Annotated in this window: 12 protein-coding genes; 6 read left to right on the top strand and 6 right to left on the bottom strand. The window is 58.4% G+C overall.

Annotated features, from left to right (window positions below; translation table 11 throughout):
* Positions 1-71: 71 nt before the first annotated feature.
* From AC07VO_RS16865 to AC07VO_RS16850, 4 genes are all read right to left on the bottom strand, one after another.
* Entirely contained in the window at positions 72-998 is a 927-nt protein-coding gene (locus AC07VO_RS16865; protein ID WP_495007636.1) for a hypothetical protein, read from the bottom strand.
* Between the two features lie 63 nt (positions 999-1,061).
* On the bottom strand, positions 1,062-3,791 hold the full coding sequence (locus AC07VO_RS16860) for an RHS repeat domain-containing protein (RefSeq protein ID WP_495007635.1): 2,730 nt from the start codon (positions 3,789-3,791) through the stop codon (positions 1,062-1,064).
* Positions 3,788-8,290: a SpvB/TcaC N-terminal domain-containing protein gene (locus AC07VO_RS16855; protein WP_495007634.1), complete on the bottom strand. Its 4,503-nt coding sequence runs from the start codon at positions 8,288-8,290 to the stop codon at positions 3,788-3,790. Before AC07VO_RS16855 ends, AC07VO_RS16860 begins: the two co-directional genes overlap by 4 nt.
* Before the next feature lie 234 nt (positions 8,291-8,524).
* Positions 8,525-10,048, bottom strand: a complete 1,524-nt coding sequence (locus tag AC07VO_RS16850) for a fumarate hydratase (protein WP_007938826.1) — start codon at positions 10,046-10,048, stop codon at positions 8,525-8,527.
* A gap of 461 nt (positions 10,049-10,509) precedes the next feature.
* Between AC07VO_RS16850 and AC07VO_RS16845 the strand changes: the two genes are divergently transcribed.
* From AC07VO_RS16845 to AC07VO_RS16835, 3 genes are all read left to right on the top strand, one after another.
* Positions 10,510-11,616, top strand: coding sequence for a GGDEF domain-containing protein (locus AC07VO_RS16845; protein ID WP_495007633.1), 1,107 nt, complete (start codon positions 10,510-10,512; stop codon positions 11,614-11,616).
* On the top strand, positions 11,609-12,544 hold the full coding sequence (locus AC07VO_RS16840) for an iron-sulfur-binding ferredoxin reductase (RefSeq protein ID WP_495007632.1): 936 nt from the start codon (positions 11,609-11,611) through the stop codon (positions 12,542-12,544). The genes AC07VO_RS16845 and AC07VO_RS16840 overlap by 8 nt, the downstream gene beginning before the upstream one ends.
* Positions 12,545-12,692: 148 nt before the next feature.
* A complete protein-coding gene (locus tag AC07VO_RS16835; RefSeq protein WP_064616334.1) occupies positions 12,693-13,442 on the top strand; it encodes an enoyl-CoA hydratase-related protein in 750 nt (249 codons plus the stop codon).
* A 97-nt stretch (positions 13,443-13,539) separates the two neighbouring features.
* On the opposite strand, the gene pyk is transcribed toward AC07VO_RS16835, so the two are convergent.
* On the bottom strand, positions 13,540-14,991 hold the full coding sequence (gene pyk / locus AC07VO_RS16830) for a pyruvate kinase (protein ID WP_018926537.1): 1,452 nt from the start codon (positions 14,989-14,991) through the stop codon (positions 13,540-13,542).
* Positions 14,992-15,164: 173 nt separating this feature from the next.
* Between pyk and AC07VO_RS16825 the strand changes: the two genes are divergently transcribed.
* Both AC07VO_RS16825 and AC07VO_RS16820 read left to right on the top strand, forming a co-directional pair.
* Positions 15,165-15,539, top strand: coding sequence for a tetratricopeptide repeat protein (locus tag AC07VO_RS16825; protein WP_018926536.1), 375 nt, complete (start codon positions 15,165-15,167; stop codon positions 15,537-15,539).
* Between the two features lie 237 nt (positions 15,540-15,776).
* Positions 15,777-16,136: a PilZ domain-containing protein gene (locus AC07VO_RS16820; protein ID WP_018926535.1), complete on the top strand. Its 360-nt coding sequence runs from the start codon at positions 15,777-15,779 to the stop codon at positions 16,134-16,136.
* A 70-nt stretch (positions 16,137-16,206) separates the two neighbouring features.
* Here AC07VO_RS16820 and AC07VO_RS16815 read toward each other — a convergent pair whose 3' ends face one another.
* Positions 16,207-16,584, bottom strand: coding sequence for a DUF6124 family protein (locus AC07VO_RS16815; protein ID WP_495007631.1), 378 nt, complete (start codon positions 16,582-16,584; stop codon positions 16,207-16,209).
* Between the two features lie 466 nt (positions 16,585-17,050).
* Here AC07VO_RS16815 and AC07VO_RS16810 point away from each other — a divergent pair, with 466 nt between their 5' ends.
* Positions 17,051-21,016: a hypothetical protein gene (locus tag AC07VO_RS16810; RefSeq protein ID WP_495007630.1), complete on the top strand. Its 3,966-nt coding sequence runs from the start codon at positions 17,051-17,053 to the stop codon at positions 21,014-21,016.
* Positions 21,017-21,182: the final 166 nt, after the last annotated feature.

Raw genomic sequence — 21,182 nt, 5'->3', positions numbered from 1 at the left:
AAGTGATACGGGCGCGCACCATAACATGCGCGCCCTGTGTGGGCGGTGCCACATGGCGTAAACACGATGGTTTACGCCGCGACCCGATGACCTTTTCCATGGGCTCGAACTTTCTGCAGCAGATCGCCCAGCAGGCCAACGCTCTCGTTGGTCTTATCCTTCAAGGCCTCTATTTCGATTCCGCCTATCTGGGTGATGGAAAGGGCATTCGCCTGTTCAATAATGTTGTTCATGCCTGAGGTAATAGCGCCTTGCAGCTCAATGATCCCCTGTTCGAACTGATCCATTTTTTCGTCAGATTTTCCTCTGAGGGCACCGCGTGTTTCATTGATGATTTCCGGTATTCCCATTGCAATGCCTACGCCACTGCTCATTGCGCTCACCGCTTCCGAAGGCATGTGCGCCAGGGTCGCCTTCAATATTTCGCTGGCCGCCATAGTGGTGGCCTCTTTCGTGAGTTTCAATTGCGACTTTTGAGAGCTGAAGTTCATGTTCCTGTATTTCGCTGCGATGTAGTCAGTCAGTTCCATCGTTTTATATTCAGCTTTTTTAATGTTTTTATCTGCGGTCAGTTTGCTGGTTTTCAGGTTGACCGAGGCACTGAGCCCTGTGCGTTCAGCCACATAATCGACTGCCGCACTCACGGCGATTTTGGCGGAAAGTCCAATCGCTACGCCAACCGCGTTGCCGACACCCGGAGCTGCGACGCCCAATGCTTGTGCGCCGAGGCCGACAAGGATTCCGGCGCCATAACTGAGGGCTTTCCCTGCCACCAGAACCCCCGTTCTGCGGGCAGTCGATAGCGCAACGGCTGAACCTGAGCCCATCGTCTCAAGTTGCTGGCTGACGTCCTGAGTGCGGCGTTGGGTAAGCCCTAATATATTGATTTGACGAAGGACATCGCTGGCGATCTGATTTTTCAGATGATGTACCGCACGAGATTGCCACCGGCCTCCGTGCGCATGTAAGCCACTTGCCTGATCGTCAAGCCTTGACAATCGTTGACTATCAGAGTGGGCGTGCGGAGCGAGATGCTCTGGCTCATTCTGTTCCTCGCCTGTTCAAGCGGCTTTTTTTCGTTGGAGATGCTCGGTTGCCCTAGGACGCAGATCCACGACACGCTGCATCTTCCCTTTTATGACTGTTTCAGTTTTCTCCAGCCGATGACGAGTTCCAGCTGCTAGCGCTATGTGCTTGCCACCGAGACTTTCAAGCTCTTCCAAAGCCGAATCGGATTTCTCTTTTTCAGTATTCAGAAAGTCACTCAGCAAATAGACGCCCTGTTCTACCAACTCAAGATCTCTTGGTCCAAGTGTGTCATTAAGCGCCTCGGTCATTTCGATGCTCAGGCGAAAAAACGCAAGAAATTTTTCCAGGTGAGTACTTTGTTGTGTCAGCGTATCAGCGGTCCCAATCGCCCCTGCCATCAATGTTTCCTTGTTTCCGTCCGTTTGCAGCGGGCTGTACTTTCCTAGAATTTTTTTTATTTCGGTTCTTATGCGAACTGGCTTTGCATCTTCTTCTATATTGCCCAAATCGTAGTCGTCGCCTTTCGGTAGGAGCGAGTATCCGAAAGCGTTCTTCTGCCCGACGCTGTCAATCGCATTACCTGATACATCTGCTGCCAAGGCAGCCCCCCCGATACCAATTGCTGCGCCTGCCACCACATTGCCGCCGGTCGCGAACGTGCCGGCAGTTGTCGCTAAACCACCAACGAGGCCTGCGATCATTGCAGACGCCAAGACATTGACCAATGTAAGCGCAGCCCTTTTACCACTGGATTTGTAGATATCCCTGGTACGGTTAAGGTTGTTGAATTGATAAATCGACTTGTCCAGTCTGGGTTCGACCGCTGTAAGCAGATTTGAGTAGCGATCAATGACAGCTTTCAGTTCATCCGGCGTTCGCTGTTGCCCGTCATCATCGAAATAGTTCGTCGGATTGTTCTTCACAAACGCATAAAGATTCAGCCCGTCCACAGCCCCGGCCGGATCCGCGCTTACCCAGCGCCACAACCATGGCGCATAGTAACGACTGCCGTAGTAACACAGCCCGCATTCATCCATTTCCTTGCCTGAGTAGCGGATGGTTTTATAACTGACCTCCAGCGCAGAGCGTGCTGTCAGCCAGGCGGTGTCGCCGAACGGGTAATAGCCCTCGTGACTGACTATCCGCGCGTCTTGATCCAGTTCCATCACGCTGGAGCCCAAGTGATCATCGAGGCTGTAGCGCAGCTGATCCTTATCGATCGCTTCGGGTTTGCCGCTGACCCAATGCAGGCAACGCACGCTGCCTCGTCCGCCCGGCACGGTAATGACGTGCAGTTCCTCGCCGTTGTCGCGGGTGCGGATTTCCAGCCCCGGCAAGTAGAGCACTCGATGAAAATGGGTGAGGGTCGAGGCTTGCCATTCGTGGCGTTTGAACACCCGTACACCCTGGCTGTAGCGAAAGTCTTCTACATCGTTGGGGCGTTCGTCACGTTCAACCAGCGTTGCGCTGGCCAGTTGATCGCGGATGTTCCAGTGCAGGGGTCTTCCCGGGGCCGAGGCCAGGAGATTGCCATGGCGGTCGAACAACTTGTCGAATTCCGGTGGCGGATCACCCGGTTTCCAGCGCACGCCACGATTGCTGTTCGGGTCGATGTACATCTGGTGGGTGTAACCACCCACTGCACGCTGATGGGTCAGCTTGATCAGATTGTTGCCGTCGTCGTACATGTAAAACTGTTTGTAATTGAGGTGGTTTTTCGGGTCGCTCGGCGAGGGGCGACCCGACAAGTCAGGGCTCGGGACAGCATCATGCCCGGTGGCGCTGGTCAGCTCGTACAGCGAGTTGTAGGTGAATTCGCGGTGGCCATCGATGAGCTGGTTTTTGAAGAACACCGGTTTGAACGTGAGGTCGTCGATGCGCAACACGTTACCGACCCGGTCGTAAAGGTATTCAAAGAACTGCAGCGGGTCCTGCCCGGGTACACCGGCTCTCATGCTGTTGAGACGGCCATCGGCCTCGTCGTATGTCCAGGTGCTGACCACCTGGTTGCTGGCCTTTTGCTCAATGATCTGGCCGGCGGCGTTGTATCGGGTGTCTTCAAGAACGGGCGTCCAGGCCGCCGTGGGTTCGAGTCGCAGGTGTACCTGACGCAGTTGCCCGCTAATGTCGTAGCGCATCCGTTGCTGATGCTCGCCGGCATCCGTCTGGGTCAGCACCGCGCCGAGTGGGCTGTAGGTTCGGCTGCTGGTGAAGGTCCCGGCCTCGCTGAGGATTCGGCTGTCGCGCAGCGGTTGGCCGTGCAGGCTGAAACTCTTGATCTCAAGTTCGCCTGAGGGGTCGACTTGCTTGATCAACTGGCCACGCAAGTTGTGGGCGGGATCAGCCGATACATCGGCGTAGATGTTGGCGTCGACTAGGCCCTGACCATGCTCTTCAAGCGTCAGCACGCGCAGCTGGTTGTCGTAAGTGGTGCGCCAATGGTTGCCGCGTTCATCCCAGTGCTGGAGGGTTTCACCGGCCAGCCCCGCCAGGGTTATCCGCACGCCGGCATCGACGCTGTCGACCTTGACCGATTGTCCGGTCAGGCCGTAAACCGTGGCCAGGTTGGGTTTGGGAGCATCGGCCAGTCGCGGGTCCCGTTGCTCCACCGGCTGCCCGATAACGTCATGGCGTAGCCGGGTAATCAAAGGTTTCACAGTGCCACCTGCCGCATTGCACAGGTAGGCAATCTGGCGTACTGGCAGGCTTCGCGCATCATGGGACGTTATTGACGGTGTATTGCGGTCGACAGTACTCATCATTGCTTGTCCGCCTTGAATCCTTTCGTGTCTGGCGCGACGTAGGTGTCATTAAAATCCAGCTTGGTTGTGAACCAGGGGTGGATTTTTTCCAGCGCGATATCCCCTTTGGCGTTGATGACCTTGATAAGGCGCCCCAACACATCGTAGAAACTTTTATCGTGATGGCCGAATTCCTTGAGGCAATCGTCGTTGATGTAGCCGTAAGCATTGGCGAAATAGGGACGATAGGTTCGTACCGGCAGTCCTTTGTTGTTGTATTCCACCCGTTCGCTGATGCGCCAGCGCCGCTCGGCGTGTGCAACTGTTGGCTTGCCGTTTTCGTTCACCAGTTTGCCGTTTTCCACGACATAGGCATCACCAGGCTCGACCCGTTGCTGGGTTTGCAAGGGGCGGCCGAAGCCATCGACGAGGCTGAGGGTGATCTGGATTTGCGGGGGTTCTTCATCGTAAAAGTCACGATCGGCGCTCAAAGCGACGCTGTGCACCGGAATGCGAGGGACGCTGACCAGTAGGTCCCACAACGCTTGTTCTGCCGGTGTCCGGGTCTTGAGTCGGGCCAGGCGCAGGCGGGCACTGGCGCGCAGGTGCAGGCTGGGCAACACGTAACCTTGCGTGATCCAGTCACCCAGCCACTCCGATGTCTGCCCCACGGAGCCTTGGAGCTGGCCCATCCAGCTGAACAGGTCCTTGCGAAAGGTGCTGGCCGCGTTTTGCAGCGCTTCCTTGGGGTATTTGATAGCCGTGTCGGGGCTGGCATCTTCAGGACGGTTGTATTTGTCGATGGGCAGGAAGCCGGCGGGAACACCGTTTTCTGTTCCGTGATAGGTGACGGTGTGCGGACCAGAGGGATCGTGAAGGGCCTCTTCAACGTTGTCGTTGGCATCAGTGGTGCGCAGCGCTCGCAGTGAGTGGTAATCGAACTCGACGCGAGTGGTGCAGCCATCCGGCTGCTCGACGCTGAGGGGCGCGAGACAGTAAGCGTCGTATGTCGCTTTGGTCACACCATGGCTGCGGGTTTCGTTGTATTCCATCACCCGGTAGAAGCGTTCGAGGCCTGCATACTCGGCAAAGTTGTAGAGCGCGGACCAAAGATTTTTCTGTTTGTCCTCTTCTTTCTCGGCCTCTTCGTCCGTGCCCAGAAACAGATTCATGGACAGATAACCAATCTTCTCAAGTTCTGCCCGGATATCGATCGCAGGCGTTACGTCGTCGTAGACCTCCAGCGCTTTCTTGTCCAACTGAGCGATTTCCATTGGCCCTGCCAATGCCTCGAATTGGGCATCGCCATCCGGCAACTCGTCGTTGGTCGTCGTGACGTAGCGTTGCACCGATTGCGAGGTCAGTTCCCGCACAGCCGCCCATTCGGCTGATGCGAACAGCTCGAGAAACTGTCTATAACAAATCTCCTTGGGATCAAGGCCTCCAGCTTCCGATTTCTTGGGCAATACCAGCGCATTGCCGCGTTGTTGATAAGGCAGGCCGAGCCGCCAGCCTTGCGGGTCGAGCAAGTGAATGAAACTGGCGCGGGTTTCGCTCAAGTAGTAGAACTGCTGGGCCCGATCATGGGCATCAATCCACCATGTCCTTTCATCGACATCGGTAAAGGGCGGTTCATCCTCCTCGGTCCTGCGCCGGGCATAACTGACCGTGATGCTGTGGGTCGTCAACCCGAACTCGTCCCGTTTCAAGTTAATGACATGGCGGCACAATGGGTCGTCGATGAAGCGTTCATAGTTGTACGTGATGGTTTCCAGCGACGACACCATCAACACCGCGTCGGGATGGTGTTCGCCCCGTTCTAGCACTTTGCGAACGATGTAGCGGGACTGCTCAACCAGGTAAGGAGTGGTCGGGTCATTTTCCGCGTAGGTTTCCACTCTCAGCACCGAGCCGGCGAGGGCACGCGCGATGGCGTGGGCCATGGCCTCATCGGCAGGCTCGATGAGTTCTTCGCATTCGTCGCTCGGGTGGTATCGACAAAACAGCGTTTCGCCCAAGGGGTGTGCCTCATCGTCACGGTCAAAGTAACCGGTGCAAGACATGTCGATCTGTTTGCCGGTATGAAACCAGGTGCAAACCAATGCCGGTTCGGTGAAGCTTTCGTCTTCATCCGAAGCGGTTTCGCTGTCGGTCTGGTGCAGCCGCCCGAAGCCGCGGAATTCCCGGTCCTGATTGTCGTACCAGGCCTCGAAATAGCTGAAATACTGATTCAGGCAATTGCCGGTGATTTCGTCGAGCTGGGTTTGTTGGCTGACGACCTGCAAAGCGAAAGGCAGGTATGAAACGGCGTGTTTATTGAGGTCGAGAATTCCCTGTTTTTCATCCAGCCATTCCTGCGCCGAACTGCGGTACACCACCTCCGTGCGGCACCCCATGTTGTTGTTGCTGGCGATCATCAAATACGGTTTGGCGCCGACAAAATCATAGCGCCAGTGCCGGGGTTTCATGTGCGGCACGGTCAGGATCAGGCTGGCGCAACCGAGCCCTTGCAGGTCGGCGAGCGAGACCTGGCACAGGTTGTCGTAGCGAACGCCTTCGGGCCAAAGGACAGTGATCGGGTCTGTCGCAAACCCATTGCCGCCCTGGTTGAGGTAAATACAGAAGTCATCCGAGTTCAGATAGATGAGCGCAGGAGCGCCCGAGCCGTTCACGTCGGCGATGCGCACCCGCGCCGCGTCGAAAGTCGCGTAATCGAAGGTCGGGCCTTTGATGACGAAACCTGTACCGAATGTTCCGTGCCCATGGTTCGGCCAGCATTTGATTTCGTCGTGGCGAATGCGGCACAAATCGGTCATGTCGCTGCCCAGCAGGTTGCCTAGAAACACCAGCTCACTGCGGGAGTCGCTGAACGACGGCAAACGGTCATCCAGCGGCTCATGAGAGACTTCCTCGGGGCTGGCAAATCGATCACGCTGGTTGGCGTAAAGGCGTACAGCGTTGGGACCGATCATCGCCAGAGAACTGAGTCCATCGCCGTTGAAGTCACCCAATTGTGAAAGGGCATGGAAAAACTCCAGCGCAAACGCTGTAAACGGAATGAAGTCTGACCAGGTCCTGTCCGGGTTCAGCGTAAAAAAACCGCACATTCCGGGTTGAGCGATGATCCAGTCCAGACGACCGTCGCCGGTCAGGTCCATCAGGGCCTGATGCACTTGCTTGTTCCGGTCGGCCACCGGGATTTTTTCGAGCGCTGTCCACGGGCCATAGCTGATGCGATCACCACCGGCCTGGTCACGCAACGGCTCCCGGTAGTACCAGCACTGGTCATAGCGGCACAGAAACCCCGGCAGGCCCTCACCGAACAGGTCGACGCATTGATAGAACTGCCTGTCTTCGATACCAGGCTGGGTGTCGAACGGAAAGAACGGTGTTGGCTGTGTATTGAGTTCGAAAGCCGAATAATCGAACTCCATCGGCGGCATGGTTTCCACGGCGCCGCTGGCGTCATACGCCTGATAACGCGCCGCTGTGATTTGACTGTAGGACCAGGGCCCGGTGTGGCCCGAGTACTCCAGCAGCAAGCGGCGCACCAGTACGGGTTTATCACCCAGTTCCGGAAAATTGTGGAACATCAGCACTTGCCGGCAGAGGCGCCGAGTGCCCACTTCAAAGCCTCGCCCATAGGACGAAAACGGGTCGTTACGGACCAACCATGGCTTGAGTGTCGCGCCGTCATAAACCGGTTTTTCAGCCAGTTCCAGCGTGCGTTCGCCGTAATCGAATACCAGGTGAAAGAGCCATACAGGTGGTGCCGGCCTCAAGACACTCCAGCCGTACAACTGGTCGCTTGCGTCAACATTGCCATAGAGCACCCGATGCAAATATCGCTGGGCCCGGTAGTCATGCGGGTCAGGAGGCTCGTTCTGTTCCTCTGACAGGTACTCGTAGCAAATATGCTCGCCATGGGCATTCATGCTTTCCTGCAGCAGCCATGCCGCCACATGGAGTGGCGCTTGTGGGTCGGCCACGCGGGAACTGTCGGCCTTGCCGAAAAGGTGCAGGCTGCCGTCGGCTCCGTGCACCAACCAGAAACCCTCTGGCGTGACGTCGGAATACCAGAATTCGATGAGCTCGAACGTCTGTTCGACCCGCGGCCGATACCGCACTACCTTATGGCTGCCGATGGGCTGGCCGCGGTATTCATTTACGTCCCTGGCCTTGATGTTGCCCTCGTCATCACGCTCGGGCATCAGTTGTTCGCCGGCAGTGTTGAGGAACACGTCATCGCCCAGATAACGCGGCACGCCCTTGGTGGTCTGGCGGGTGATGGCCGGGAGGTCCACCTGCCAGCAGAGACCGAACATACCGTTTCCGGACTGGCTGCTGTAGCTCAGCGAGAGCTGAGGATCCCAGCCACGGCCAGACGAAATAGGCAGAGGCAATACAAATGAAGCGGCTCCCGTCGGACCCACCTTGCCCCAGCTATTGCCGATGGTGGCGATCGAAGCACTCTTGGCGATAGAGGGTTCAGTGATACTCAGGGACGCTTGCTCTTCCATGGGGCTGATCCTGTTTTGGCCTGGCGCTAGCCCTGGCAACGGTGTCGCTGGATGGATCAGACGCTAACAAAGCAGGAATGCTACGTAACCTGTCAGATCTGACAGGTTTGGAGGGTTTTGGTAGATCAAATAGTTGTAGCTACACAGCTTTTCATGCCGTTGGCATTATTCGTAAGCAAAAAAAGGCCGGCTCGTCCATACAGACGAGCCGGCCGCATTGGCAAACTGAAGCGCTTACTGCACTTCCACCGCCAGGCTTTCGCTGATCTTCTGCTGCCAGATCGCAGGGCCAGTGATGTGTACCGACTCACCCTTGCTGTCCACCGCAACGGTGACCGGCATGTCTTTCACGTCGAACTCGTAGATCGCTTCCATCCCCAGTTCGGCGAACGCCACCACGCGGGATTTCTTGATCGCTTGCGCCACCAGGTAAGCCGCGCCGCCGACTGCCATCAGGTAAACGGCTTTGTGGTCCTTGATCGCTTCGATTGCGGTCGGGCCGCGCTCGGATTTGCCGATCATGCCCAACAGGCCGGTTTGCTCGAGGATCTGACGGGTGAACTTGTCCATCCGCGTAGCGGTAGTCGGGCCAGCCGGGCCAACCACTTCTTCGCGCACCGGATCAACCGGGCCGACGTAGTAGATAAAGCGACCTTTCAGGTCCACCGGCAGGGTTTCACCCTTGTTCAGCATCTCGACCATGCGCTTGTGCGCGGCGTCGCGACCGGTGAGCATCTTGCCGTTGAGCAGGACGGTTTCGCCCGGCTTCCAGCTCTGCACTTCTTCCGGCGTCAGGGTGTCGAGGTTGACGCGACGGGCCGACGGGCCGGCTTCCCAGACGATTTCCGGGTAGGCGTCCAGCGGTGGCGCTTCCAGCGAGGCCGGGCCGGAACCGTCGAGCACGAAGTGCGCGTGACGGGTGGCGGCGCAGTTCGGGATCATGCACACCGGCAGGGAGGCGGCGTGGGTCGGGTAATCCATGATCTTCACGTCGAGCACGGTGGTCAGACCGCCCAGGCCCTGGGCACCGATGCCCAGTTGGTTGACCTTCTCGAACAGCTCCAGGCGCATCTCTTCGATACGGTTCTGCGGGCCGCGTGCTTTAAGCTCGTGAATGTCGATGGATTCCATCAACACTTCCTTGGCCATCACGGCGGCTTTCTCGGCGGTGCCGCCGATGCCGATGCCGAGCATGCCCGGTGGGCACCAGCCGGCGCCCATGGTCGGAACGGTTTTCAAAACCCAGTCGACGATCGAGTCGGACGGGTTGAGCATGGCCATTTTCGACTTGTTCTCGGAACCGCCGCCCTTGGCCGCCACGTCCACTTCCACGGTGTTACCCGGAACGATGGAGTAGTGGATAACGGCCGGGGTGTTGTCCTTGGTGTTTTTACGAGCGCCCGCCGGGTCGGCGAGGATCGAGGCACGCAGGACGTTTTCCGGCAGGTTGTAAGCCCGGCGCACGCCTTCGTTGATCATGTCGTCCAGGCCCATGGTGGCGCCATCCCAACGTACGTCCATGCCTACGCGCACGAACACGGTGACGATGCCGGTGTCCTGGCAGATCGGGCGGTGGCCGGTGGCGCACATGCGCGAGTTGATCAGGATTTGCGCGATGGAATCGCGGGCTGCAGGCGATTCTTCACGCAGGTAGGCCTCGTGCATCGCCTGGATGAAATCCACGGGGTGGTAGTAGGAAATGAATTGCAGGGCGTCAGCAACGCTCTGAATCAGGTCGTCTTGCTTGATCACGGTCATCGAGTCGCGCTCCTCTAAAAGACGGGAACATTCAATAAGGTGCCTGCGGCTTGGGTGCATCGGTCGGTCGCAGACACCTTTCAAGGCACGCCGGGCATGCTGGCGCGACGCTAAAAAGGCGCGGCAGTATACCGCGCATCAAAGGCGGGTACATCTGTTGACAGTCAAACGTTGGTCGCATACATCGCCGGTGCGGATCGCCACGAATCCTGATATAGCCGCACAACGCGAACCTGTAGCAGCAGCCTCGCAAGCTCGACAGCTGCTACAGCGAACGCAGTCTTCGGCAGCTGCTACCTGGAATGCAGCAAGGCTCGACTCACAGGAAGCGGGTCATGGGTTTGACGCCAGATTTTCGCCACAAAAATTGAATGGTCATTTATCAGACTCGCCACTAAAGTGGCATCCGGCCTGTAGAGTAGGACACTCTGACAGCCTCCTTTCGCACGGTGAATCAACGATTGACCCATAACGCCATCCAGCGGCTTTTGCTCAAACGCTTTGCCCTTGCGGCCGGCACTTATGCCCTGGCCTTGCTGCTGGTGTGGCTGGCGTTTTTCACCGGCCATTACAACGACTCCCTTGCTGGCATGGTGATCGGCAGCGTGTTGACGGTGTTCAGTCAGGCCGTGTTGTTCGCGGTGTTTTACAGCGGCACGAACCTGCGGTGTTCCGACCCCAGCCTGACCGAAGTGCAAATTCTGCTGGGGCTGGGTTGGCAATCCTGGCTGATCGCCCATCTGGACGAGGCGCGCGGTGCGTTTCTGGTGTTTTACCTGCTGATCCTGTTGTTCGGGCTGTTTCATCTGTCGCGTATTGCTTTTGTGCGTTGCGCGTTGCTGGTGTTTTTCAGTTTCAGCGCCATCACGTTATGGGAGCTCTACCACTTCGAGCTGCACGACCCGACGCAGTCCCTGTTGCAGGTGTGCGTGCTGTTTGTGGTACTCGGGTGGCTGGTGCTCTATGCCCGTTACGTCCAGGTGTCGCGCCAGCGTATGCGGCAGCGGCGGTTCGCCTTGCAGGCGCATCAAGACACCCTGCGCGGGATGATGCGCCAGCTCGAAGGCCTGGTGGCGACCGACGAACTCACCGGGCTGTTCAACCGCCGGCATTTCCTGCGCCTGGCCTCCCGCGAGTTGAATGCCATGGAAGTCGGTGTGGTGCATGGCCTGGCGCTGATCGACCTCGACCACTTCAAACGCATCAACGATGTTCACGGCCACGCCGCCGGTGATCAGGTGCTGCAAGCGTTCGCCGGAGTGGCCACGGCCTGCCTGCGCGATGGCGATATTCTGGCCCGTTATGGCGGTGAAGAATTCGTGGTGCTGTTGCCCGATTGCGATGCCGAGCGCCTGACGGCCTGTTGCGAGCGCTTGCGCATAGCCTTCATGGATGTCGAATTGGTCGGCCTGGAGATCGCCCATCTCAGCCTGTCGGCGGGCATGACCTTATTGGAACTGGGCGACGATCTGGATCACGCCTTGCACCGCGCCGATCAGGCGCTGTACCGCGCCAAGCGTGACGGCCGTAACCGTTGCGCGGCCGCCTGGGAGAATGTCGATGCCTGAGTTACGGGTCGGCGAACGCCAATGGGCAGTGGCGGTAGGCAGTAACCTGCTCGATGCCCTCAATCAAAACGGCGTGCCGGTGCCCTATAGCTGCCGCGCCGGCAGTTGCCACGCGTGCCTGGTCAAATGTGTCGAGGGCCTGCCCAGCGACAGCCGTCCCGATGCCTTGAGCAATGAACAGCGCCAGCAGGGTTGGCGGTTGGCCTGTCAGTGCCAGGTGGTTGACGATCTGCAAGTCGAAACCTTTGACCCGCTGCGCGATGGTCTTGCCGCGCAAGTGGTCGCCAGCGATTGGCTGAGCGCCAGCGTGTTGCGCTTGCGCCTGTGCAGCGAGCGCCCGTTGCGCTATCAGGCGGGTCAGCATCTGGTGTTGTGGGCGGGGCAGGTGGCGCGGCCATATTCCCTGGCCAGCCTGCCGGAAGAAGACCGCTTTCTGGAATTCCACCTCGATTGCCGTCAACCGGGGGAGTTCAGTGACGCGGCGCGTCGCTTGAAAATCGGCGATCCGATCCGCCTCGGCGAGTTGCGCGGCGGGGCGCTGCATTACGATCCGGACTGGCACACCCGCCCGCTGTGGTTGCTGGCGGCCGGCACCGGTCTGGGGCCGTTGTTCGGCATCTTGCGCGAAGCCTTGCGTCAGCATCACCAGGGCGCCATCCGCGTCATTCACCTGGCCCATGATGCCAGTGAACATTATCTGGCCAAACCCCTGCAAGCCATGGCCGAGGGCCGTGAAAACCTTAATGTCGAGCTGTGGACGGCGGCCGAGTTGCCCGCGGCTTTGGCGCAACTGCGCCTTGTTTCCCGGCAAACCCTGGCCTTAGTCTGCGGAGCACCCGACAGCGTCGACGCCTTTGCCCGGCGCCTGTACCTGGCGGGTTTGCCGCGCAATCAACTGCTGGCGGATGTCTTTGTACCCCATGGTTGAGCGCTGATTGCTGTGGCGAGGGGGCTCGCCCCCGTTGGGCTGCGAAGCGGCCCCAAAAGTTTGTGAGCGCTGCGCACTGGAGCGCCAGCCCGGTCAAGCGGGAGCAAGCTCCCTCGCCACAGTTGATCCTCTCAGATCAGGACACGCCATGCCCGACGCCATCCAGTTTGAACGTGAGCGCGGTTTACTGACCCTGCGCCTCAACCGCCCGGAAAAGAAAAACGCCCTGAACCGTGCCATGTACAGCCAACTGGCGGAGGGCTTGCGGCTTGCCGACAGCGATCCCGACATCAACGCCGTGCTGATCACCGGCAGCGCCGAATGCTTCACGGCTGGCAACGACATCGCCGACTTCATCCAGCAACCGCCGGGCAACCTCGACAGCCCGGTGTTCCACTTCATGCTCGGCCTTCTTGAGTGCCGCAAGCCGGTGATCGCTGCGGTAGCCGGCGCGGCGGTGGGGATCGGCACGACGATGCTGCTGCATTGCGATCTGGTTTATGTCAGTGCGGCTGCGAGGTTGCGCATGCCATTCGTCAATCTGGGGTTATGCCCGGAGTTCGGCTCCAGCCTGATCCTGCCGCGCTTGCTTGGGCAGGCCAAAGCGGCGGAGTTGTTATTGCTTGGGGAAGGTTTCAGTGGTGAACAGGCCGCCGCGTGGGGCATTGCGACTGAGGCCTTGGGCAGTGGCGAGGCGGCGTTGGCCAAGGCGCGGGAGATGGCGTTGCGGTTCGAGTCATTGCCACCGGAAGCGGTGCGCATCAGCAAGCAATTGATGAAAGCGCCGGACCGGGAACAGCTGCGCCAGGTCATAGAAGAAGAGGGCGCGTTGTTCACCCAGCGGTTGCGCTCGCCGGAAGCGATGGCGGCGTTGTCAGCGTTTATCAGCAAACACTAACCGATCGTTCCCACGCTCTGCGTGGGAACGATCACCACAGACGAAAAAAGCCCCACCATTCACATGGCGGGGCTTTTGTTTTTCAGCTATCGGTCACTCAGACCTGCGGGTCGCCCACGTGCAGGATCTTCATGCCGTTGGTACCGCCGGTGGTGTGGTAGCTGTCGCCCTTGGTCAGGATCACCCAGTCACCTTTCTGCACGACGCCGCGCTTGACCAGCTCGTCGATGGCTTTCTGGCTGACTTCGTTCGGTGCCAGCGAGGCCGGGTCGAACGGAACGGTGTACACGCCACGGAACATCGCTGCGCGGGCCTGGGCTTCGCGGTGCGGGGTGAACGCGTAAATCGGCACCGACGAGCGGATACGCGACATGATCAGCGGGGTATAGCCGCTTTCGGTCAGCGCGATGATCGCTTTCACGCCTGGGAAGTGGTTGGCGGTGTACATGGTTGCCAGCGCGATGCTCTCGTCGCAGCGCTCGAATTCCTTGCCGATGCGGTGGCTGGAGGTCTTGCTGGTCGGGTGCTTTTCAGCGCCGATGCAGATGCGCGCCATGGCTTGCACCGCTTCCAGCGGGTACAGGCCAGCAGCACTTTCAGCCGAGAGCATCACGGCGTCGGTGTAGTCGAGCACGGCGTTGGCTACGTCGGACACTTCGGCGCGGGTCGGCATCGGGTTCTGGATCATCGACTCCATCATCTGGGTCGCGACGATCACGGCCTTGTTGTGGCGACGTGCGTGCAGAATGATTTTCTTCTGAATGCCCACAAGCTCAGCGTCGCCGATTTCCACACCCAGGTCACCACGGGCCACCATCACCGCGTCGGAGGCCTTGATCAGGCCGTCGAGGGTTTCGTCGTCGGCCACGGCTTCGGCGCGTTCAATCTTCGCCACCAGCCAGGCAGTACCGCCGGCTTCGTCGCGCAGTTGACGGGCGTATTCCATGTCGGCGGCGTCACGGGGGAAGGACACGGCGAGGTAGTCGACTTCCATTTCGGCGGCGAGCTTGATGTCGGCCTTGTCTTTCTCGGTCAGAGCCGGCGCCGTCAGGCCACCGCCGCGACGGTTGATGCCTTTATGGTCCGACAGCGGGCCGCCGATGGTCACGGTGCAGTTCAGTTCGGTGGCGGTGGCGGTATCGACGCGCATCACCACGCGGCCGTCGTCGAGCAGCAGCTCGTCGCCCACGCCGCAGTCTTTCACCAGGTCCGGGTAGTCGATGCCGACCACTTGCTGGTTGCCTTCGGTCAGCGGATGGCTGGTGGAGAAGGTGAATTGATCACCGATCTTCAGCTCGATTCGCTTGTTGGCGAATTTGGCGATACGGATTTTCGGGCCTTGCAGGTCACCCAGCAGGGCGACGAAGCGGCCGTGCTTGGCAGCGAGGTCACGCACCAGCTTCGCGCGAGCCTTGTGCTCGTCGGGGGTGCCGTGGGAGAAGTTCAGGCGGGCGACGTCCAGGCCAGCCAGAATCAGCTGTTCGAGAACTTCCGGCGAGTTACTGGCCGGGCCAAGGGTAGCGACGATTTTGGTACGACGAACGGACATGCAAAGACTCCTGAGTTCAAGCGCTAGCAGAGGCTACTATGGTCTTTGGGTGTAGTCATTGTTCGTTTGCACTACTTATTGCTTTCTTTATTGAACGTGACAACTTTGCAGCACGCCATCCTGAAGATTTCCGACAACGGGTCGATACAAAGCGCAAGACAGGAGATCCCCTTATGCGATTCGTGCTCATTGCCGTCCTTGCCCTCAGTGCTGCGGGCTGCACCCATTGGTCGATGGACCATCATTTGAACAATGCCTACAGCGCCTACGAACGCGGCAACTGCGAACAGGTGATGCTCGAACTGTCCAAGGTCGATCGTGAAAGTCGTTCCCGCCGCTACGTACAGCCGGAAGTGTCGATGATGCGCGGCCAGTGCCTGGAACGGCAGAAGCTGTTCATCGATGCGGCGCAGACTTATCAGTTCATCATTGCCTCGTACCCGCAAAGCGAATATGCCTATCGCGCCCGTGCCCGTCTGGAAACCTTGCAGAGCCTGGGCCATTACCCAGCGCGCAGCGCGGCGGCCGTGCGCCCGACGCAGTTCTGATGGCCACTGTCATGCAACGGCTGGCGGCCCGGCGGTGGTGAGCTATAGTCGAATGGATCGGTTTTAGAGCCTTGCCTCTAAACCGGGGTGATACCTGTGATCGGCAGCAGTAAGCGTCAGCGTTGTAAGGACTGACGCACCAGGATCGGGGAGAGCGCGCCCAGGCTTATCAAGCAGCCGGCACGTTCCGAAGCATTAGTGCGGCCCTGCTTAAGGGCCTTGCTGGGCCATTTGCGCATGTTTACCGACCGCCGGATCGAGCGGCATCAACTGCCGTATTTTCTGAAAGTGTTCAACAGCGTCACCGACAAACCCATCGGCTTTCTGGGCAACTTGTCCAGCGACGGGCTGATGCTCATCAGCCAGTTGCCGATGATGGTGGGCGTCGACTTTGACCTGCGATTGAAAATCCCCGCCAGCGACGGCTGCCAGCAGGTCATTGACCTGAAGGCGTGTTGCCTGTGGTGCCATGAAGACGCCACGCCCCACCATTACGACACCGGGTTCAGCCTGCAACGGGCACCGCCGGAGTATGGGCAATTGGTGGAGGCGTTGACGCAGTACTTCAGTTTTCAGCCGTTGCCTGCTTCGGCCTGAAGTTCTGTGGTGCCTGTACTGACGCTATCGCGGCCTTGCCCGCGAAGGCGTCAGCCCAGGCGCCAGCTATTTAAGCCCCGGCCACCTTGATCGCCTTCTCGTTATCCAGCGACCGCTCCACCAGCATCAACCCCAATTCACTCATCCGGTAAATCGCCATGGCCAGATGCCGCGGCTTGTCGTCCAGGCTTTCCGCCAGGTCGAGCAGCAGAATGCTGACCGTCGAAAAGGTTTCGTAGGTCTCGATGGTCAAGGCTTCGGGGTTGGCATCAGGGACAACGGCGAACATTTTCATGGCACGGTCCTGGGATGAGCGCGGCGGGGTGGTGTCGGGTTTGAGGTAGTGATCGAGGGCCTTTTCGGCGGCTTCGTGGAGCTTTCTGGAGTCGAGGGTGGCGTAGGGGGAAACCGGGTCGGTTTCTGGGGGATTCGGTGTTGCTTTAAACATATTCGCGATTCCGTTATTAGGGCTACCACCGTCTCGCGACTAAACGAGGGGTGGCGGCTGGACGCAGGTTAGTCGACCGGGGAATCACGAAAAACCGGTGCGCCCGAGGGCGCCCTGCGAACAGCCACCATCAAGTGCGGGGGATAGGGAAAACCCGACTGGATGACGCTTGTGCACATTCGTGAAACCCCGGGCGACTAAACCCGATCGCTGATTGGCAGCGACGCGGATCAAGTTACGGGGCAAGACCAAGGCGCACAAGCCGGCGGATTCTGGCGGATGTGTAGTCCGTTGCGCAAGGCGCTGTAGTCACTTGCCCAAGCCTTTGTAAATCACCGTGAACGTGTAAATGCGGGGGTGTGCCGTTTGTCGGAACTGTCAAATTTTACAGGTAGGCAGCGCCCCGTTAGCGACGTAGAAAAGAACATTGGTTTATTCAACGGTCGGCGGCGGCGAGGGCGGCATCATGTCAGAAGATGAAAGCAAGTTCAGTGATGTTGAAGGTATCGAGAATGATGAAGAGTACGCGGACTTGAAACCTTCGCTGTTAAACGATAATGAAAGCTTGGCCGTGCGCCCAATGTTCATTACTGGAATTACGGCTAATCAAATTGTAAATCGCGATCACTCGTTTAATTGGACGTTGAATACAGATGGGAGACACAATGCTTTCTTGGAGTTGATAACTAACGGCACGCGCTTCTGGTATGAACACTTCGATATGATCGATGGGCGATCCGTGAACACCCAGCGAGTTATGTTGAACGCGCCAGCGGCGGTTCAACTAAATCACAAGTGGGATAAAGATAACGATACTTCAGGTTGGCATCATTTTTACTATTATGCGAGTGACTTGCCTGTCATAGATAATAAATCAACGTTTACTAATGAGGTTACGGGGTCGGGCGGCGCTTCAAGTTTGGTGAGTGCTTGGGTGCACAATGGTAATGGCATATCCCTAGATGTAACGCCTACTAATAGTAGATGGTCGTTACGTTTATTCTCGAGCGTGCCCCCTGGAACGTATGAAATCGTCATTCTGCAACGTGTCTCAGGTTATGATCAGCGGTACTCTGCAAGAAAGACAATTACTTACCTCGCTGCCCCGAAAATCAGTACGCCTAAGGAGGGCGAAGTCGTCAAACTCAATGCGGCGATGTCCGTGACAGGGACTTGGGGCGCGCCGAATCGACACATTCAACTCACGAATGCAGGTGGAAGTTCTGAACTTGGAAGTGATCCTGCAAACAGCCGCGGCGAGTGGGCGATAAGTTTTAATGCCAAAGACCGATACCCAAGCGGTGGTCCGACAGAACTTAACGTACGGCATATCGATTCAGGCAATGCTGCATGGACGAAACTGAACATATTTCTACTGGCTCCACCCACCCTAACTACAACCGCTTCAGAAGTAGAAATGAGTACAACGATCGAGGGGGCGGGGCATACGGGTAGTGAGTTTTTCGTAAATGTATTCCTTGATGGTTCGACTAATCCGATCGGCGGCGGGCCGGTTACAAATGCGAGGTGGTCTGCGGCTGTGCGGTTTTCGACACCGGGGCCCCATAGTGTCACGGCAGAACAGATCTATGGTAGTGTGCGATCCGACCGTGGAACTTCGCGTCTCTATCTTGTTCGACCGCTACTACCTACACTTGCAGTCGAGTCAGTTGGAGAAGATATTTTCTTATCCGGTACCGGCTACAAGGGCGTCGACACTAAAGTGCATATCAATATCCACTACGTCGACGATAACTTCCTTACTCCATTGGTCGATGATAAAGGTGGCTGGATGATTAAAGTTCCGGCCACCTTAGTCCCAAATAACTACGAATTCTCCTGTAGGCAAAGCGTTCCCGATGGAGGAACCGGGCGTATCTATAGTTCCGGTTGGACCAATAAAATTCCGATCACTGTCCGCACACCCGTACCAACGGGTATGACCGTCACCGTCAACGGCCAGAGGGCAACGTTCTCCGGCAGAGGACGTCAGTGGGGCACGCATGAGGTCAAGATCGGCATCTACAACAATGGTGTCGCCCTGGCCGGCGTACCACAGGCCACGGTACAGACCAACCTCACCTGGAGCACCACTGCAACTGCCGATCTTGCACCTGGCGTTTACACCAACCTGACCGCACGGCAAGGGGTGAACACTCAGTGGTCCACTCACAGTGTCAAGTTTTCGATGACCGTGGCCTCGCCTCCCCCTGAATTCACCAATCCACCCGAGGGTGTCCCCGCCGGACAGCGCCCGGAGATTTCCGGTCGCGCCTGGCCGGGGTCGGCCATCGTGTTGAAGATTTCGGGAAAACCGGATGTATCGCTGACGGCCACGGGCGGTACGTTTAAACTGACCGCCACCGAAGACTGGGCGCCAGGCACCTACACCATCACGGCCACGGCGGCTTTTGGCGGAGGGCAGCCATCTTCACCGCGCACGCGAACGTTCACGGTAAAAACCCCGGTGCCGACCATCACAACGGCCGCCAACGCCGAGGTCGATCTCGTTCCAGTCATCAAAGGCACAGGCTTCAAGAACTGCTGGGTGGTCGTTTATTCGTCCACTCATCAGGAACTAGGGGGCGGGCTGGTAGGTGAAAACAGAGAATGGGAGGCGGAGCTGACTGAGCGCGCCCCGGGTAATCTGATCATTTATGCCGTTCAGAAAGAATCCAGAAGCAGTAGCAACATATCCACTCCGACCGCACAACGGACGGTGAAGGTGCGCGTGCCGAAGTCCGGAATAACAGTGCCGGCGCAAAACGGCAGGCCGGCGCGGACGTCGATGTTCACTGGCACAACGACTGCGTCGGAGGGCACCGTTGAGTTGTCGATCAAGGGTGAACGCGAGCCCTTTATCAAAGGCATTCCATTGAAGCCGGACGGCAGTTGGGAGGAAACGCTTACGCTGTCGGTGGGTCTGAAAACCGTGGAGGCCAGACTTCGTCAAAAGACATACCTCAGTGACCCGTTCGAGCGTGTCATCACGGTGGTGCCAGGCGTTCCTGTGATCGATACGCCCCGTAATGGCGAAGCGCTGGGTCGTCTGCTAAGGATCTCTGGATTTGGTCATCCGGCGGATACCGTGCATGTCCAACGGACAGGCAATGCTTACAACTTCGACCCTGTCACGGTGAAGGAGGATGGTACCTGGTCGGCCAACTTCGTTCACGACATGATCGCCACCAACGGCATCAAGGCATTTGCGCGAGCCGGTGCGGGGCTGGACTCTCTCGCGTCATCCACGAGTACTTTTCTTTTGCTCGGTCCGGCCCCGCAAATCACCGAACCCCTGCCCGGCGACTGGGTCGGGGAAAGGCCGCTGTACAGTGGCCTGGCCACGCCTGGGGCCCGCATCACCGTCGCTTCATGGTTCAACCCCGAAGACGTGCTGGCGCCGCCAACGGAGGCCGATAACGATGGCCGGTGGGCAGTGGTGGGCAACAAGGCGCTGCCCGTCGGCGCGGCGCGGGTGATCATGCGCCAGACCGTGGACGGCAAGGCTTCGGAGTGGGCCGAGAGCGGACGCTTCATGGTGGAACGCAAGCCTGGCCAGTTTGAAGCGCCCACCGTGGGTTTCCCGCTCAACGGGCAAAAGGTTGGACGGTGGCCGATGTTCTCCGGCATGGGGGAGCCAGGGGCTGACATCTTCATCTGCAAGGTGCGTGACATGAACGAAGTATTGGCGACGACCCGGGTGGATCGCAACGGGAAGTGGGCGGCACGCTCGCAGATCGAGTTGCCAGTGGCGGGCAGCGCTTATACCTATTCGGTGCGTCAGTCGCGCGATGGCGCCACTTCGAATTGGTTGTTGCCGAACCGCACTGTCGAGGTGATCCAGGTGCCAGACGCTTTTGAAAGACCGATCATCGACTTGCCCGTGAACGATGCGGCCCAGGAACTCGAACGCATGCCGCCGTTTGCCGGCAGAGGCATGCCCGGTGCGGAGCTCAATGTGTATCTGTATCCAGGCCAGACGACCGTGCTCGCGACGACGACAGTGGATGCGCAAGGCAACTGGTCGGTTCGCTGCGCGGTTGAGCTGGCGGTGCAGACGGATGCCCACCGGATCTGGGCTCGGCAGAGCATGGACGATAAACTCTCGGCTATGTCGGGCGCTCTCATCCAATTCAAGGTCGCCGAAAAAATAGACCGCCCCGTGATCGTCAGCCCGGTCGCGAACGCCCAGATATCCCCTCGAGAAGTGATCCGCGGCACGGCAATGCCGGGGGTGGAAGTGCGGCTCTACAGAGCGGGGAACCCCGGTGTCGTTTGGGGCAAGGGTGTTGCCGATGCGCGGGGGCAATGGGTGATCGTGATGGATGGGTTGCCGCTGGGTGACTTCAAGATGGCAGGGAGAGGGTACAAAGACACCCTGCTATCCCCTTCGATGCTCGAGACTGATTTCACGGTAATCGATGCCAGCTGACGCGTTGCTGTTTCCTTGATATCTGGCCCTCTTGTGAGGGCCATTTTTTTGTCCGCTGCAAATGGCATCCATGCTACGTCTTACGACCAACGGTCATTTAACCTGTCAGATCTGACAGTAGACCTACGCTCGTCAGCAAGCGCTAAATCAACCTGACGCAAGCAGC

Source organism: Pseudomonas sp. GW821-FHT03E01, assembly GCF_059420765.1.
The sequence above is the reverse complement of the archived record's forward strand: the minus strand, read 5'-3'. Positions and strand labels throughout refer to the sequence as shown.

Excerpts from the sequence above, each read along its gene's own strand:
- AC07VO_RS16860 (WP_495007635.1), bottom strand. The coding sequence starts at position 3,791 with ATGATGAGTACTGTCGACCGCAATACACCGTCAATAACGTCCCATGAT.
- AC07VO_RS16855 (WP_495007634.1), bottom strand. The coding sequence starts at position 8,290 with ATGGAAGAGCAAGCGTCCCTGAGTATCACTGAACCCTCTATCGCCAAG.
- AC07VO_RS16850 (WP_007938826.1), bottom strand. The coding sequence starts at position 10,048 with ATGACCGTGATCAAGCAAGACGACCTGATTCAGAGCGTTGCTGACGCC.
- AC07VO_RS16840 (WP_495007632.1), top strand. The coding sequence starts at position 11,609 with ATGCCTGAGTTACGGGTCGGCGAACGCCAATGGGCAGTGGCGGTAGGC.
- AC07VO_RS16835 (WP_064616334.1), top strand. The coding sequence starts at position 12,693 with ATGCCCGACGCCATCCAGTTTGAACGTGAGCGCGGTTTACTGACCCTG.
- pyk (WP_018926537.1), bottom strand. The coding sequence starts at position 14,991 with ATGTCCGTTCGTCGTACCAAAATCGTCGCTACCCTTGGCCCGGCCAGT.
- AC07VO_RS16825 (WP_018926536.1), top strand. The coding sequence starts at position 15,165 with ATGCGATTCGTGCTCATTGCCGTCCTTGCCCTCAGTGCTGCGGGCTGC.
- AC07VO_RS16820 (WP_018926535.1), top strand. The coding sequence starts at position 15,777 with ATGTTTACCGACCGCCGGATCGAGCGGCATCAACTGCCGTATTTTCTG.
- AC07VO_RS16815 (WP_495007631.1), bottom strand. The coding sequence starts at position 16,584 with ATGTTTAAAGCAACACCGAATCCCCCAGAAACCGACCCGGTTTCCCCC.
- AC07VO_RS16810 (WP_495007630.1), top strand. The coding sequence starts at position 17,051 with ATGTCAGAAGATGAAAGCAAGTTCAGTGATGTTGAAGGTATCGAGAAT.